A 16994-nucleotide genomic window follows, 5' to 3' on the forward strand; every position below is an offset into this window, starting at 1 on the left:
CGGACATGCCGCCAGCTAGCTGGCGGCATGTCTCTTTTAACGAGGGTTCGCCAGCCGTCAAAGTCTAACACGGTGCGAATATTTATCGCTTGTAACGGTTGAAATCGGTGTAGGGGTAATTCGTGTACTACCGAAAATTCCATGTAGTGCGAGGTGCGCGGTAATCCAGCTACATAGCTGCGCAAATGCAAGTGAGGACAACGGATGGTCAGCCCCTTCGATCGATTCAAAATGACACGTTTACTGGTCGGCGCTCTCGTCGTCGCTGTTAGTGGTGTTCTGTCTTACCCTGTCTACGCACAGGAACAGACGCCTGCTCGCCCTGTCTACGCACAGGAACAGACACCTGCTCGCAGTACCGAGTCGTATCCAATCAATCCAGAAAAGCTGGACGGCCTGACAAGCGTTATGAAACAGCTTTTCAATGGCAACCCCGACGTGGTTATCCATGGGGATAAATCCTCAGGCAAGCTCGTCGTCAACGCGCCAAAAGCCGTTCAGACGCAAATTGCCGAGTTCGTGAAGCAATCCGGCTATCAGACCCAAGCTAGGCCTGTCGAACTGAACTCCTCGGAACTACGCGTTCGAACGGCCGAAGCCCAAACGAATGTCGCTCCACCCAAGCCGTTATTCCAGCGCAGCAAAGACCTAGGCGATGGCCTGGTCGAGCTAGAGATCAAGCTAAACAACCTCCGAGGGGAAACCCTGGAATCAGGCATCGCAAAACTTGTCGGCAAGCGAATTCCCGTCAGCATCTCGGCCGAAGGAGCCATGACGATGATGACGCTGCCTACCAATTCGGAAAAGAAGGTCAGCCTTCAGGTTTATCGCAATGAAGGCACTGCCATCCTCCGAGGTGAATCGGATTCGGCTCGCAGCTGGGGCGAAGTCATTCGCGCTTTGGACACCCCATCCCACAGCGACGCCTACCGAACGACGCTCGTTTCTCTGCGCAACGCATCTCGTGACAACGTCGAAAAGGCGCTCGACCCGCTACGTGATGCCGAGAACAGCCTGGCCAAAAAGCAGGTCTTCGAAGCCTTGAAAGACGTTGCAGGCAAGAAGAAGCTCCGCTGGAGTGGCGACTTGGCTGCCATGATCTTCCAGCCAGAGCCAGAACAGCAGCCGGCCGCAGACAACGCAAACGACGACGACAATGCCGCCCAGATCATCGGTCAGCCGCAGGGTGGACAGCCGATCGAAATTCCTGATCAGCCGAACCCTAACAACCCGCAATTCACCATCAGTCCCGAAGAAGATGGCGGGCTGATTGGCCCCGTTCAGATCGAATTCCTGGAAGGTCTGGACGTGATCGTCGTTCGTGGTCATCGCCGCGACGTCGAACGCATCACCAACATCATCAACGACATCGAACGGCTCAGCGTCGAGACGCAACCGGTCATCGAAGTACGCGAACTGCTGCACGCCAATAGCGAAGCCGTCGCAACGATGGTCAATGAACTGTACGAAAACCTTCTGAACGCCCGCTATGGCCAAGTCAGCATCACGGCCCTCAACAAGCCCAATGCCATCCTGGTCATTGGCCGCGCACAAAGCGTGGAGGGTATTCTGGAACTGATCGACAAACTGGATCAGCCTGTCGGCCCTGCCAAAACCCTGAAGGTCTTCCCTTTGCAGAATCTGGCTGCCGCCGAAGCACAAACCAAGCTGGGCGAGTTTTATGCCGAGCCGACGGCTCTGGGTACGCGAATTCGTATTACGTCCGACGTCCGCAGCAATTCCCTCATCGTCGCTGCCAGCCCGCGTGACATGGTGGAAATCGATTACCTGCTCAAGCAAATCGACGTTCCGACCAGCGAATCGACGTTGAAGCTGGAGATCGTTCAGTTGCGAAACTCGGTGGCGGAAGAGCTCGCTCCAATCCTACAGGAAGCAATCACCGGTACGCCTGCCACCGGAGGCAACCAACAACAGAATCAATCGACCGCTCAAGTTCGTGCTGCCATGCTCTCGTTCATGACGCTCGATACGGAAGGAAAGCAGATCCTGAAGTCCGGCATTTTGAACGAAGTCACGGTGACCGCCGACACGCGTTCCAATGCCCTCATCATCAAGGCACCCGAACACAGCATGGAGCTGGTCCTGGCCTTGGTAAAGCACCTCGATTCACAGCCTTCGGCCGAATCGCAGATCAAAGTGTTCACGATCGTCAACGGCGATGCAACGCAGCTCTCGACGATGTTGAACGAACTGTTCCAGACGGTTCAATCGGCCAACAGCCAGGCCCGTCAAACGAACGCCTTCTTCACGCCGCAGGCTACCAGCACCGGCGAGTCGAGCCTGATTCCTTTGAACTTCACAGTCGACACCCGCACCAACAGCATTATCGCGTCTGGTTCCGCCACCGACCTGACCGTTGTCGAAGCCATTCTGCTTCGCTTGGATCAAGACGAAGTCACCGAACGCAAGAGTACGGTGGTTCGCCTGCGTAATGCCCGGGCCGACCTGGTTGCGGAATCGCTGACCGCGCTGCTTTCCGAGGAAAGCCAGCTTCAAACGCTCGACCCATCGGTCGTCAGCCCTTTCCAACAACTGGTCCGCGAAGTGATCGTGGTGCCTGAACTGTTCAGCAATAGCTTGATCATCAGCGCCACGCCACGGTACTTCGATCAAGTCCTGGAAATCGTACGCGAATTGGACGAACGCCCTCCGATGGTCATGCTGCAGGTTCTCATCGCGGACGTCCGTCTGAACGACCTGGAAGAACTTGGTTTCGAGCTGGGTCTGCAAGACTCGGTACTCTTCGACCGAAGCGTCGTTTCCTCGGGATCGCTCGACCCAGGCTATAACTGGAATAACCAAACGCTGGGCAATAGCTCGAGTGCCGCTAGTCTGGCGACTGCCAGCGCCGTTGGTAGTCAGGGTCTGACGAACTTTGCCCTGGGCCGGGTCAACAACGACCTGGGCTACGGTGGCTTTGTCTTCTCGGCCGCCAGCGAATCAGTCAACATTCTGGTCCGTGCTTTGGAACGGGAGAGCCGGCTTGAAGTGCTCGCTCGACCCCAGATCATGACGATGGACAACCAGCCTGGCTTTATCCAGGTGGGTGAACGCGTACCGTACATCACGTCAACGCAACAGACCGTCAACGGCACGATCAATACGACGGAGCTGATCAACACCGGGATCATCCTTAGCGTGACCCCACGTATCAGCCCTGATGGGGTCGTCGTGATGGCACTGCAGGCCGAACGTTCGGCGGTTGGTTCGGAAGCCAACGGTATTCCAATTTCGATTAACCAGAACGGCGACGTCATTCGTTCACCGCGGATCGATACACAGACCGCCACGGCCGTGGTAAGTGCCCGCTCAGGCCAAACGATCGTCTTCGGTGGTTTGATCTCGAACTCGAGTGAAGTGGTGAATCGCCAGGTTCCACTTCTGGGTGACGTTCCGCTGCTCGGACGCTTTTTCCGCTACGACAGCTACAACGCACAGCGTAGTGAATTGCTGATCATTATTACGCCCATCGTAGTGCGTTCCGATGAGGATGCCGCTTACCTGAAAGAACAGGAAATGTGCCGCATGAGCTGGTGCCTGGCCGACGTCGCCAAGGTGTACGGGCCAGAAGCACTTTACGGTATCGATCCTTCGATGCCGATGGATGATGGCATCATTGCGATTCACCCGGATGAAAACCCGGCCGGCATACCGGAAGTGATTCCGCCGGGGTACAACGCTCCGATCCTGGATCCACCGCGAGGTCCACTGCCACCCCCGAACCAACAGCTGCCGCGGATGGGATCGCCAGGCTTCAAGCAGCCGCCTGGCGGTACGCCGCGGCCATCGGTGCTTCAGCCGGTCGAGGTTCGCCCGGTGAACTATCAACAGAATTACCAGGCGATGCCACCGCAAGTACAGCCAGGGCAAAGCTACCCCCAACAACCGCCGGCTCAGCAGCCGCAACAGGGGCAGTTCTCTCAGTATTCGCAGTACTCGCAACCGTCGATGCCGCAGCAGCCGGTTCGCTAATCGCACGCACAGAACAACAAGGAATGTCAACCATGCAACGTACTGCATTCGCGCTGAGTTTGATTTACCTGACAGTTCTCGCGGCGAGCGGTTGCTCTTCGCTGGGCAAGATGCCAAGCATGCCGTGGGAAGATGAAGAACCAGAGTACAAAGTTCCACTGAAAATGGTCGTCACGTGGAAAGACGCCGTCCGTTACAACCCCAATGATCCTCCGACACGAGGCTTCGGCGGTCGTATTCACTTTTATGACGAAACGCAGAAGCCGGTTCGCGTTGAAGGTAGCTTGACGATCTACGGCTACGACGATGCACGTCAAGGCGACATCGACACCGAACGTCCTAACCGAAAGTTCGTGTTCGAAGCAGACAAGCTTCAGTCCCATTACAGCATGTCGAAGTTGGGGCACTCGTACAGCTTCTGGATCCCCTGGGATCGTGCTGGTGGCGAACAGAAGGAGATCACGCTTGCCCCATTCTTCCACACGGCGACTGGCCAACTCATCATGAGTGAGCAAAGCAAGCATTTGCTGATGGGCGTTGCCAAGAAGGATGAAAACCAATCCCCTTCGCCCCAGTATCAGCCAAGCCCCAGCGATCAGACCATGCCGGAAGTCGCTCAAGTCCACTTCCAACGCAACATGGGTCCGGCGATGCCTCCAATGCAACAGCCTCAAGGGACACAGCAGCAAGGTTCCAAGCTAAACACAACGACGATCGAGCTTCCGTCAACGATGAAAGAGCGGTTACGTTACGTGGCGCCCAGCATGCAGCAGCCGACTCCGCAGCAGATGATGCCTTCGCATTACCCGCACCAACCAGCCATGCCACAGTATCCGGCTACGCAGCAGCAGCCAGCCCAGCCGCTGATGAATCAGGCATCGGCCCAGTACCAGGGGGGACCGTATCAGAGCCGGGCCCCACAATCGATGCAGTTGAAGCCGGGCGTCAACCTACAGACATTCCGGCCAGACTTTGCGGACTCCAAGGCCTACAGCAATTACCTGGCAAGCGGCCAGCAGCCTACTGGTCAGCCGGTGATGGCTCCTGCAATTCAAGCTGGTTCACCACCGATGACACCCCAACTTCCAGTGACACAAACCGGTCGATCAACCGCAAATCATCTTCAGACTCCACAATCCCCGACACTGTGGCCACCCGGTCTTCCACAGACACGGTAACGTTCGGGAAGCGACCGATCTTGCGAATGCGTCGTGTAATATCGGCACTCACTAGATTGGTTGGGATTTTAGGATGATCGAATTTCACGGTTAACTTGGTCGGCAAACGCGGTGTGTCGTTTTGTCCAAAGCCATTTTGGAATGCCTGGTTGTTGAACAGGTTTCCAAAAGCACCGAACCGGCCAAAGCTGCTGTTTCGGCCTGAGTTAAGCCCGCCTGAGCCAAGCTGTCCCGTTCCGGTCGCACCGCCGCCGAATGGATTGAGCTGATTCTGCTGCATCAACGCGGAAGCCGCACTGGCATCTCCGGTGCCGCCCAAACCGCTGGTACCCGTCGTTCCTCCAGATCCAGAGGATCCAGAAGTGGAGCCATTGGCAAACGAAGGAGCCGGCAGCGGCGTCGAGAACATGTTCGTCCCGGGACTGCTGATTGACCCGCCGGTATTTGAGTTAAAGCCAGAACCGAAATTGCTATTGGGTTGCTGCAGGGTGTCGGAATTGATGGACTGCCCCTGCGCATGGACGAACGTTAGTCCGCAGGTCAGCGCACCGCAGATTGCCAGGCAAACGGTAATAATTCGGCTAAATCGCATGGTCTCTCTCGTCCTTGGCGAATATTTGGTCAATTAAACCGCGCCAGATAAAGTGCATCCTCATTATCACGAAAATAGCGGCTATCACCAAGTGATTTTCGCCTTTTCGCGCGGGGATGGTTACATCTAATATCGTCGCCCCCCACCCGCAAGAGCTTGAAAGTCCGCATCTGTCCGCACAATGCGTGCCGTCGCCAAGGGCATGGCATGCGGAACCGATTTCCCAGAAGAAGATTCCAGAACAATCTTGAAACTTTGCCTGACCGGTACGGGTATTCCAAATGAGTTCCCCAGGACACAAACGGTTAAGCCTTCACCACTTAAGGTGCCTCAATGAAATTTCGCCTCACCCCACTTCTTGGCCTTCTGCTATCAGTGCTGCTTGTTTCGAGTGCTTGCGCTGAACGCCCCAATGCGGCGCGAATCATTTCTGATCAGACGTTCGCTTTCCTCCGGGTAGCCAACACGCCTGATTTTATCGCCAAAATGGAACAAACGGCCATTGGCAAGGCCGCCAACGACCCTCAGATGCAGCCGTTCGTCAGCGGGATCTGGCAGACTCTTAAGCAGTCGGCCGCCAATGCTGAAGAACGCAGTGGAATCACCCTTGAGGAACTGCTGAGCATCCCGCAAGGCGAACTGGCTGCCGGAGTGGTAGCCATGCAGGAAGGACAACCAGGCGTCGTGATCTTCTGTGACCTCGGCGAAGATACCCGCGTCATCGAACGCGTCGTCAGCTTGCTGGAAACGGTCGCGGGGAACGATGGTGCCCTGATCGAGCGAAGCGAATTCAAAGGTGCCGAGATCACCTTGATTCGCGGCAATAACGGCCCACTGGCCATCTCCATCCATGAAAACGTACTACTGCTTTCCAACCGAATTGAAGTCCTTGAGGACACCCTCGAACATTGGTCAGGCGACCGGGAAGACAGCCTTGCATCGGACGATCGCTTCAGCACGATCGTCTCGTCGTCACGTGGAACCAAGGACGAGCCAGCCCAACTGATCTGGTACGTCAATCCAATCGACGGACTTCGCGCCATCACCAAAAACCAACCGGGCGGTAGCTACGTCATGGGTTTCTTGCCGGTGCTGGGTTTGGATGGGGTGAAAGCTATTGGCGGAAGCTACATCGCCGCCACGGAAGACTTCGATACGATCGGTCACCTGCACGTCATGCTGGAACGCCCGCGAACCGGCGTGATCGAAATGATCGCCCTGAAGAATGCGTCGACCGAGCCAGAAGGCTGGGTCCCTGAAGATGTTACCAACTACATGACCAGTAACTGGGACGTCGAGAAGAGCTACGGCGCCCTGGAAAACCTCTACGACAGCATCTTTGGTGACGGCAAACTAGCCGAAGACATCGATCGCCGAATCAACCAGCGAACGGGCATCGATTTCAAAACCGAGATCATCGATAACCTGGAAGGCAAATTCACCCTGGTCCAGTGGTACGAACCCCCGGCACGTATCAACAGTCAAGCCACTTTCGTCGCCGCGAAGATCAAGGATCGAGCGATGATGCAGAAGACGCTTGACCGGATTGTGGAATCGTTGCCGCGGCTGAATGACGTTGTCGAGAAACGCAACTTTGGTGACGCAACCTTCTACCAGGCGAATGTCGCCGATGCCCCGATTCCGGAAGATGTCCCTGAAGATCGACGTCGCCGGATGGAAACTCGCAGGGCACTTCGACCGGAACCTTGCTTTGGTTTGATTGGCGACTACCTCTTCTTTGCCGACCGCCCAGGCATCGTCGAGCATGTCACAATGACCTTCGGTGGTGACTCGCCGCGACTCGCCGAGGATCTGAGTTTCAAGCTCGTCTTGAATAAGCTTCAAGAACACGCTGGCGAACGTAAGGTTGCGATGGTCAGCTTTGCTCGACCGGAAGAGAGTCTAAGAATGGTTTATGAATTGGTCCAAGCCGAATCGACCAAAGATTTCATCGGCCAGCGTGCCGAGCAGAATGACTTCTTCAAGAACCTACAGGGCAACCTCGATGCCAATCCGCTGCCGGATTTCAACGTCATCAGCCAATACCTGGCTCCCAGTGGGGCGATCATGGTCGACGATGAAACGGGGCTGCACTGGATCGGATTCTCGCTGAAACGCGATACCGAATAGTCACCTCAACTCCACTAAGAATCATCTCCACGCCCCTGGTAATCTCAGGGGCGTTTTTCTTTGCGCGATGCTTGACGAGGCCTGATTGTAAAACAGTTCACGGAACCATCACGACTTGATCTACCGAATACAGCCAGTAGTTGAGTAACACCTCGATGCACGGTTATTCTAGATGCATTCACCCGAGAACCACCTCTTTGGATCCTCTCTCATGACCGCGTTTGGCATCACTCCGAAATCGTTCAAGCTCCTCGATGAACTATCAGCCAACAACAATCGTGAGTGGTATCACGCCCACAAAGCGGAACTCAGCGAGCAGTTACTCGATCCGTTCGCCGGAATCCTGGAAGCCGTATCCGCAAAGCTGAAAAACGCGAAACGCCCTTTCTCCGGCAGCAAGCAGACGATGTTTCGCTTGTACCGAGACACCCGCTTTTCTAAGGATAAACGCCCCTACAAAGAGCACATTGGCGGTCTTCTGACGCCATCGGGCAACAAGAAGGAAGATACGGCGCTCATGTATGCCCACCTGGCAACGGATGGAGGCTTCATCGCGTCCGGCTTCTACCGTCTCGAAACGAAAGACCTCAACAAGATCCGCGATCGGATGATCGAGGACGCCAAGACTTTCCGCACGATCACCCGCAAGATCACCAAAGCCGGCTACGAATTCTCGGAGATCGAACCACTGAAATCAATGCCGCGTGGCTACGCGCAGTATGCCGACCACGAACATGCCGGCTTCTTGAAGATGAAGTCCTTGATTGTCTCACTGAACCAGTCGAAGAAGGCATGGATCGACGGGTCCGTTGTGAAGGAACTTGTGAAACTCCACAAGGCAACCGTCGATCTGATGCTGTTCGGGCTGGAAGCGCTCGGCAAACGGTCTTGACTTGGCCACTCAGATCGGGCTACTTCGATTTCAACCCTACCGTATTCTCGGCAATCACCTCGTATTTGTACGACTTGCCTGCTTCCGCGGACTTATCGACGTACTTCATTTCGACCAGTGGCTGAATCGGCGTATCGCTGTATTGCAGTCCCTGGAACAGTGAGCGGCCAAAAGGATTACGAGGCTTCTCTGGCAATGTGGCAATTGGTTTACCGTCGCGCAGGATGGTGAAGCCGGCGAGCCCGCTTTCCAGGTCGGCGTCGGCATCCCAAGTAATTACGTTGCCGTCGACTTTCACACTAGTGGGTGCTGGCGGCGGGGTCTTGTCGGTGACATTGGTATCCTGCATGTATTGCACCCAGTCCCGGGCAATCTCATGGGTTGGAAACCAAATGGTTTCATCTTTTTCGCCGGCAAACTGTTTTGCGGGAACCGGCGAGTCGATTTCCGCGCCAGGCATTGGCAAAGTAACCAATAGCCCTTCCGATACGTCCAGTGGACTGAGCGGCTGGCCATTTTCTTTCGGCAAACGAAGCGTAAGGCAGGCATCCAGCCAGGGAATGGCCAGGTAACGCTGGTTGCCACATTGGTGACTGGTGAGAGGATCGACGGAAACCGCCACAAGTCCCCCTTGCTGACGCATCTTACCGAAGAACATCTGAACGCCAGGCCAGACGCCGGAGAAGCGTCCCTCTTTCACCGAGTATCCTTCTTGCGTACCGAGATTGCACATCACAGGAACACCGAGTGCCGCGGTGGGAACGGTTTCGTAAGGGACGATGTTACGGCCTTCCTTTTTCTCAAACAGTGGCACGCCACTGCGCAGCCAGGCTGCGGCCACGCGCTGGGGATGCAGGAGAACCATGCCTCCGCACCAATGACCACCACCGCTATGTCCCCAGATCGCCCAAGGAACGGTCGCTAGTTCCGCATGCCCGGTTTGCTTCGCGAAGTCCGCCAGCCCCTTTTGAAACGCATCGGACGAACCGTTGCGAGGGTCGCACCAAAGCTGGCAGTTGGCCGCCTCCGGCTGCTCATAAACCGGCGACAGTAGCGCGCAGTCGTGCTTCTTGGCTAACGCCTGCCAATGCAAGTCGAATGCCCCGGTCTGCCCCGAACGGCACGATCCGACGCCACACCCATGCTGATGCACCACCACGCCCCGTAGCGTCTTGACCCCTTCAGGCAGCCACAATGTGTAGGTGACCGGGAATTGAAGCTCTCCTTCTTTCGTCGAAGCCTCGTACCGAACGCGGTAGTAAGGGGGCGCGACCGGAACGGGATTGTCGTAGGGATTCTCGTTTCCCTGGGCCATGGCGATCGAGGCAAACAAGAACAGCAGCAGAAGGGAACGCATGAGGAATTCCTGAGTCGAGAGGATAACTTACGGTGGGAAGAATAAGTTTGACTCATCCGCCGCATGATTTCCAGCCACCGGCGACGCATAATTGCAATCGTTCTGAAATTGATTACCTTTAATTTGCGCCCTCCTTTCCTGCCCCTCTCACTGAGGCCTGATCATGCCGAAACGAAATCTCCTGCTTGCCCTTCTCGCCTTTGCGGCACTCACCAACGTAATTCTCGCCGACGATTTCCAGCCCAATCAAAGCGAGCTGCAGTTGCCGCCTCCAGAAGGCGCCATCGTTCTACTTGGCAGCGATACGAACGAGTTTTTGAGCAAAAACGGCCAAGAGATTAACTGGCCGCTGGAAGATGGCGTACTTACTTCAACCCGCGGAGAAGGCCGGTCGAACCACATCGTATCGAAGCTGCACTTCCGTGATGCTGACATCCACGTTGAGTTCAAATTGCCCAAGAAAGGGAGCGGCAATAGCGGCGTCTACATTCACGGCAACTACGAACTGCAAATCATCAATTCGACCGGCAAGAAGAAGCTTGACCAGGGAGACATCGGCGCGGTTTACGGCTTCGCCCCGGCGCTGGTCAACGCCGGCAAAGGCCCCGACGAGTGGCAAGTATACGACATCCGCTACACGGCCCCACGCCGCGACGATTCCGGCAAGATCATCGAGGAAGGCACGATTACTGCTTGGCTTAATGGCCAAAAAGTGCAAGAGGGAACCAAGCTCGGAGAGCCCCGTTCCAAGTACCACCCCTTTCGCTACAACACCACTGACTACCTGAAGACGATCTGGGAAAAGCAAAAGCAAAGCAGTGTCGGCCCCGTGTTTCTACAAGACCACGATAACGCCGTGCAGTTCCGCAATGTCTGGGTCAAACCGCTGGACGACCAAGCACGTGAATACCAGCCAGAAAACTAGCGGCTAGGACCAACGACGTTCTCGCAATTTGCATCAATTGCCGATCTGCAGACTCTCACCGCCAGCGATCGTGGCCATCGCGCGGTAGGTTGCTAAATCGACGGTTTCCGAAACGAAGTGAACCGAACCATCGGCGTAGCCCATCATGACGCCGCCCGGGTGTTGGCTGCGGAAGCCGTTTTGGCCTTCGAAGTCGTCGAGCGCGAACTCGGTTCCATCCGGCTGTCGGGCATTTGGCGGCAGAGCAGCCCCGGCGGTCGCTTCGATCGTGTGAGCATATGCGAAGCCGAGTCCATAACAGGTGCTACAGTTGGCGGCTTCTTCGTTCCACACTTGTTCGCCGACCAGAAAGGTGTTGCTCGTACCGTCGACCAAGCTGCCTGCCTTTTTCTTTTGATGCCAGGCCAGGGGAACCATGATTCCGTCCCCCCATCCCCATGGCTCGCAGTTACCTGTGGGACCAGTATTTGCATACGGCCCCCAACAGAAGTTGGACCCCAGAACGCCTTTGTAGTTGGTCAGTCCTGCCGAGATTCCATTCATGTAAATGGTCTTTTGCACGTAAGGACTGTTCGACTGCATCGTGTCGCTGGGACAGAAAAATCCCGCAATCGACTGAGCCACGGCAGAGCTATTACCAAACGTCTGATTGGGAATCTGGCCCTGATCGTAAACGGCCGATTGCTCAAGGTACGGCAGCAATGCCGTTAGCCAACTCCAGCCGCGGGAATCGGCCCCGCCATAGTCTCCCCATTGATCCCAACCGTTGAACCAACTGTAGCCTGGGTCGCTATAGCGGTTAAAAACGATCTCCTGGTGGGCCGACTCAAAGTTGTGGGTGGCCAGCACGATCTGTTTCAAATGGTTAGAACACTGCATCCGCCGGGCCGCTTCTCTGGCAGCTTGAACCGCCGGAAGCAGCAGCGCGATCAGGATTCCAATGATCGCGATCACGACTAACAACTCCACTAGCGTGAAGGCCCGGCGTGCTGGGATCATCGTCAACTCCTTGATTTTGTGACGATTTTCAAATCGTAATGCCCTGGCCCAGCATCACGGCGTACATCAATCGACAGCGGCGTTGTCTGACGTGCATTATAGCGGCGATCAATCATGCTTTTCGGGAGACCTGCGTGCCCAGCCTTCCCAGATGACTTTTCATGCATGAAAACGGTAACTCGATAGGTTCCTTCCGGTGCGCCAGGCTTTCCGTGAACGTAAACCTCATACGTTCCATCGGCCTCGATACTTCCTACGGGAAGGACGCCGCTCGCCTGGTCGTCGGGATGAAAACAGACCGATCCGCCAGACGCAGGGCGATCGTCCATCCGTACGGTTCCATGAACCGGTAGAAGCCCAGGTTCCGCCGGGGCCAAACCACATCCCAGACCGGTTGTCATCGACACGGCAATGATTCCACAGAAGGCCCAAGAGGCATTCATCGACAGACTCGTCTTCTCGACGTGTTCAAATTCCCCTGAAAGCTCGATTGTCCTGTTTCTTATCACGGCAGGAAAGCCGAAAAATGGGTCACCACAGACAACTCTCCCCTTCTATCTAGGTAGACCGTACGCATTAGGAAAGCCTTGTCGCGGTAAAAGGTAGCCCCTAAATCGCCTGCCTACCGTTGCGATTTGGTGCTAAATCGAGTAGTTGTATTAAATTACCGATGAACGATTTACCCCCTTCGATAACTCTCCATTCACAAAGCAGCCGCCCGCATGAGCGAACAGGAAGCCAAGAAGGCCGAGGATAAGACCATCCTGCTGGTGGACGACGATACCGAAATCGTGGAAACGATGCGTTTCGCCCTCGAATCGAAAGGGTATCGCGTGTTGGTCGCCCGAGACGGCAACCAAGGTCTGGCCCTTGCCGAACGGGACGATCCCGATTTGATCGTGCTGGACATGATGATGCCCAAACGGAGCGGTTTTCTGGTACTGGAAAAATTGCGCCAGACGCACAAGGTCCCAACCAAGGTCATCATGGTCACCGGCAACGAAGGGAACCGTCACAAGGCCTACGCCGAAATGCTGGGCGTTGACGACTACATCCGCAAGCCATTCGCGATGGATCGTCTGCTAGGGGCGGTGGAGAAGTTGATTGGGTAGATTGCTCAAGCAGCGCGTGTCACGCAGCCTCTTTTCGTCGTGACTTCGGGCACTGAAATACTGCTCACGTTATCCCGGGTTGGGTGAGTCTTTTTTGCTCACCGCGATGCAGTTCGTGGCGATCGTTTTATCTATCTTAACCTACTTTAATTTGTTTAAAAAAATTACGGGTGACCGTTTGACAGCCATCAATCGGGCGGAACTTTAGATAATTTCGGACGTTGCAATTCGTACCATTTTTCACAAGTGCTAACCTCACCAAAAACACCGTAATCTTTCTATTGCTTATATCCAGAGTTCGGTCGATACTTCAATAAAGGGAAGGCAAAGTGATCTTGTAGCCGATCCGACTCGCATTCTTCCCATTTGTTCTTTCTTCGCGACATTCTTTCTCAATCGCGCTCGGCGTTTGGCAGCCTTTTTCCGAGAAGCTGTATGCGCCTGCGCGGTCCGACAGAATAAGCAGGAAAGATACGACATGGCAAGAATCGCAGAATGCGTCATACAAGTCACCATCGCCCCATCCCCAAAGATTTCGTAGCCCGAGATTGGCTCACGATCTGGGCTGCGGACTGTGTCCAACCACAGGTTCACCGAGTGGGACTCGGTTCCTAATTGCAGGAGAGAAATGCTTATGCTCCGCCATCGAAGTGAAGATTCTTAGCAGCACCCAGGTCTTCCTGGGCCAAATTCTAACGACAAACTTTTAAACGCTTTTTCGCAAATTGCGTTTTAAACATTGGCTTGTTTCTGCGCTTGAGGTACGCGCCATATGAGCTCAAACAGAGCACTACGTGGTCCAACACCTCAGGCAACAAACATTGGGTCAATGCTTTCTCCCTCCTTTAAGAACGGACGACTTAAGAACACAGAATCTGGAGCCCGGTCAATGTTGGACTATATGGTACTTGCCTTCCTCATTATTTTAGGCACGCTGTTTACTTCCATTGTGGTGGGGACGACGTTTGCCGCTGCTATTTTGCTCGTCACGTTTAACCCTGTAGACGTTGAAGTAGACATGCGGAGTCCAAAATTCAAGATTTCACGCAACTCACGGCACCCACATGGTAACGAGGCACGATCTGAAATCATCCCATTTCCGGATCCTCAAGATAAGAACGACAAGCCTGGAGGAAGGTAACTTAAGGAGCTTAACCGCATCGTGATTTCGAGCGTGGTTCGCATGTTTTCTGGCTATTCCGAGCTCACCAGCACCATTTTTGGTGCATCACGATCTGTCGATCTTATCTATTTTAAAAAAATTACGGGTCACCGTTTCTTGGTAATCGACAGTACCGAACTTCAATTAATTTGGGACGTTACAATTCGTACTATTTTTCACAAGTGATAGTGTCCCCCAAAACACCGTAATCTTTCTATTGCTTATATCCGGAGTTCGGTCGATACTTCAATGAAGGGAAGGCAAAGTGATCTTGTAGCCGATCCGACTCGCATTCTTCCCATTTGTTCTTTCTTCGCGACGTTCTTTCTCAATCGCGCTCGGCGTTTGGCAGTCTTTTTTCCGAGAAGCTGTGTGCGCCTGCGCGGTCTGACAGAATAAGCAGGAAAGATACGACTTGGCAAGAATCACAGAATTCGTCATACAAGACCCCATCGCCCCATCCCCAAACGTTTCGTAGCCGTAGATTGGCTCACGATCTGGGCTGCGGACTGTGTCCAACCACAGGTTCACCGAGTGGGACTCGGTTCCTAATCGCAGGAGGGATCAACATATGGCCGGCGGTCGTCAAATCGTTTCTTTTCTGGCAGAGCGCCAGAACCTGGAACAGTTCCGAAAGAAGAACTGGCAAGGAACCTTCGAACAGTACCTCGATCTGGTCGCGCAGAATCCCTCTGTCACACGTAACGCGTTCCAGCGTTGCTACGACATGATTCTTTCGTATGGGGTGGATACCTACGAAGTCTCCCGCGAAAAGAAAGTTCACTACCGCTTCTTCGACGATCCACTCGACCACGGCAAAGACGCAATCTTCGGCCTGGAAGACTCCCAGGTTCAATTGGTCAACGCACTCAAGAGTGCCGCTCACGGCTATGGCATCGAGAAACGCGTGCTGCTACTGCATGGACCGGTCGGTAGCAGCAAAAGCACCATGGCCCGATTGCTCAAGAAGGGGATCGAACGTTATTCGGCCAAAGACGAAGGTGCCTTGTACTCGCTAGGCTGGAACGATCCCGAAAATCCAGGCGACACGTCGGCCATCCACTGGTGCCCGATGAATGAAGAGCCGCTGCACCTCATTCCCGAAGATTTCCGCCGAGATGTCGCGGCCCAGTTTCAAGAGGCCAGTGCCTTGGCTGACTATCCACTCAGCATCAGTGGCGAACTGTGCCCCTTCTGCCGCTACCACTATATGGACAGCCTCACGCGTCATGGGGGCGATTGGACGAAAGTCATCGAAGACGTTCATGTTCGCCGGGTGATCCTGAGCGAAAAGGATCGCATTGGGATCGGGACCTTCCAGCCCAAGGACGAAAAGAACCAGGACTCGACCGAACTGACCGGCGACATCAACTACCGCAAGATTGCCGAGTACGGGACTGACAGCGATCCGCGTGCGTTCAATTTTGACGGCGAGTTCAACGTCGCCAATCGCGGCATTATCGAGTTTGTCGAAGTGCTGAAGCTCGACGTCGCGTTCCTGTACGACCTGCTGGGTGCCAGCCAGGAACATAAGGTCAAGCCGAAGAAATTCGCCCAGACCGACATCGACGAAGTGATTCTCGGCCATACGAACGAGCCGGAATATCGCCGGCTGCAAAACAACGAGTTCATGGAAGCCCTTCGTGATCGTACGGTCAAAATCGACGTCCCGTACGTCACGCGGCTTTCTAATGAAGTGAAGATCTACGAGAAGGATTACAACAACGACAAGATCAAAGGCAAGCACATCGCCCCGCATACCATCGAGATGGCGGCCATGTGGGCGGTATTGACCCGGCTGGAAGAACCGAAAAACGCCAGCCTGACGCTCTTGCAGAAACTCAAGCTATACGACGGAAAGTCGCTGCCTGGCTTTACGGAAGAGAACATCAAAGAGCTCAAGTCACAAGCTAAACGTGAAGGGATGCTGGGCATCTCGCCACGTTATGTGCAAGACAAGATTTCTAATGCATTAGTCGCACACCCCGACGCGACTTCGATCAACCCATTCATGGTGTTGAACGAGCTCGAGTCGGGTCTCGGCAACCATTCCTTGATCACCAGCGAAGAGCAGCGAGATCACTATCGCCAGCTTCTCGAAGTGGTCAAGGAAGAGTACGAGAACATCGTCAAGAACGAAGTTCAGCGAGCGATTGCCGCCGACGAAGATGCGATGGCTCGCCTGTGTGCCAACTACATCGACAACGTCAAGGCCTACACCCAGCGCGAGCGAGTCAAGAACAAGTTCACCGGCCAATATGAAGAGCCGGACGACCGTTTGATGCGGTCGATCGAAGAAAAGATCGATATCCCAGACAGTCGTAAAGACGATTTCCGCCGCGAGATCATGAACTACATCGGTGCCTTGTCGATCGACGGTAAGAAATTCGACTACAAGACGAATGAACGTCTCTACAAAGCACTCCAACTGAAGTTGTTTGAAGACCAGAAGGACTCGATCAAGTTGACGAGCCTTGTTTCCAGCGTCATCGATCAAGAAACGCAGGAAAAGATTGACGTCGTCAAGCAGAGACTCATCCGCGATCACGGTTACGACGACGAAAGCGCTACGGACGTGCTTAGCTTCGTCGCCAGCATCTTCGCTCGCGGGGATGTGACCGACTAAGCAGACACTTCAAGCGAGACAACGTGGT

At 54.7% G+C, this 16994-nt stretch carries 11 protein-coding genes; 7 read left to right on the top strand and 4 right to left on the bottom strand.

Annotated elements, in window-relative coordinates:
• Positions 1 to 231 precede the first annotated feature (231 nt).
• Positions 232 to 3993 carry a secretin N-terminal domain-containing protein gene (locus Pan97_RS15655; RefSeq protein ID WP_165698788.1) on the top strand — a complete coding sequence of 1254 codons (3762 nt, stop codon included), beginning with the start codon at positions 232 to 234 and terminating at the stop codon, positions 3991 to 3993.
• A gap of 1020 nt (positions 3994 to 5013) precedes the next feature.
• Here Pan97_RS15655 and Pan97_RS15660 read toward each other — a convergent pair.
• Complete coding sequence (locus Pan97_RS15660) at positions 5014 to 5763, bottom strand: BON domain-containing protein (RefSeq protein ID WP_144974113.1); 750 nt, start codon at positions 5761 to 5763, stop codon at positions 5014 to 5016.
• Positions 5764 to 6096: 333 nt separating this feature from the next.
• Between Pan97_RS15660 and Pan97_RS15665 the strand changes: the two genes are divergently transcribed.
• The gene (locus Pan97_RS15665) at positions 6097 to 7893 is read left to right on the top strand and encodes a hypothetical protein (RefSeq protein WP_144974115.1); all 1797 of its coding nucleotides are present in this window, start codon (positions 6097 to 6099) and stop codon (positions 7891 to 7893) included.
• 211 nt (positions 7894 to 8104) lie between these two features.
• On the top strand, positions 8105 to 8785 hold the full coding sequence (locus Pan97_RS15670; protein ID WP_165698789.1) for a DUF2461 domain-containing protein: 681 nt from the start codon (positions 8105 to 8107) through the stop codon (positions 8783 to 8785).
• A 19-nt stretch (positions 8786 to 8804) separates the two neighbouring features.
• On the opposite strand, the gene Pan97_RS15675 is transcribed toward Pan97_RS15670, so the two are convergent.
• Entirely contained in the window at positions 8805 to 10142 is a 1338-nt protein-coding gene (locus Pan97_RS15675) for an alpha/beta hydrolase family protein (protein ID WP_165698790.1), read from the bottom strand.
• A 163-nt stretch (positions 10143 to 10305) separates the two neighbouring features.
• Here Pan97_RS15675 and Pan97_RS15680 point away from each other — a divergent pair, with 163 nt between their 5' ends.
• Entirely contained in the window at positions 10306 to 11067 is a 762-nt protein-coding gene (locus Pan97_RS15680; RefSeq protein ID WP_144974119.1) for a 3-keto-disaccharide hydrolase, read from the top strand.
• A 33-nt stretch (positions 11068 to 11100) separates the two neighbouring features.
• On the opposite strand, the gene Pan97_RS15685 is transcribed toward Pan97_RS15680, so the two are convergent.
• Together Pan97_RS15685 and Pan97_RS15690 are read right to left on the bottom strand one after the other, a co-directional pair.
• The gene (locus tag Pan97_RS15685; protein WP_144974121.1) at positions 11101 to 12066 is read right to left on the bottom strand and encodes a DUF1559 domain-containing protein; all 966 of its coding nucleotides are present in this window, start codon (positions 12064 to 12066) and stop codon (positions 11101 to 11103) included.
• A 2-nt stretch (positions 12067 to 12068) separates the two neighbouring features.
• Positions 12069 to 12509 (bottom strand): hypothetical protein, encoded by a 441-nt coding sequence (locus Pan97_RS15690; RefSeq protein ID WP_144974124.1) that lies wholly within the window; start codon positions 12507 to 12509, stop codon positions 12069 to 12071.
• Positions 12510 to 12788: 279 nt separating this feature from the next.
• Between Pan97_RS15690 and Pan97_RS15695 the strand changes: the two genes are divergently transcribed.
• The 3 genes from Pan97_RS15695 to Pan97_RS15705 all read left to right on the top strand — a co-directional run bounded on the left by Pan97_RS15695 (position 12789) and on the right by Pan97_RS15705 (position 16966).
• A complete protein-coding gene (locus Pan97_RS15695) occupies positions 12789 to 13178 on the top strand; it encodes a response regulator transcription factor (RefSeq protein ID WP_144974125.1) in 390 nt (129 codons plus the stop codon).
• A gap of 889 nt (positions 13179 to 14067) precedes the next feature.
• On the top strand, positions 14068 to 14319 hold the full coding sequence (locus Pan97_RS15700) for a hypothetical protein (RefSeq protein WP_144974127.1): 252 nt from the start codon (positions 14068 to 14070) through the stop codon (positions 14317 to 14319).
• A gap of 592 nt (positions 14320 to 14911) precedes the next feature.
• Complete coding sequence (locus Pan97_RS15705; RefSeq protein WP_144974128.1) at positions 14912 to 16966, top strand: PrkA family serine protein kinase; 2055 nt, start codon at positions 14912 to 14914, stop codon at positions 16964 to 16966.
• The last annotated feature ends 28 nt before the right edge of the window (positions 16967 to 16994 follow it).

The organism is Bremerella volcania, from assembly GCF_007748115.1.
Taxonomy (GTDB): Bacteria; Planctomycetota; Planctomycetia; order Pirellulales; family Pirellulaceae; genus Bremerella; species Bremerella volcania.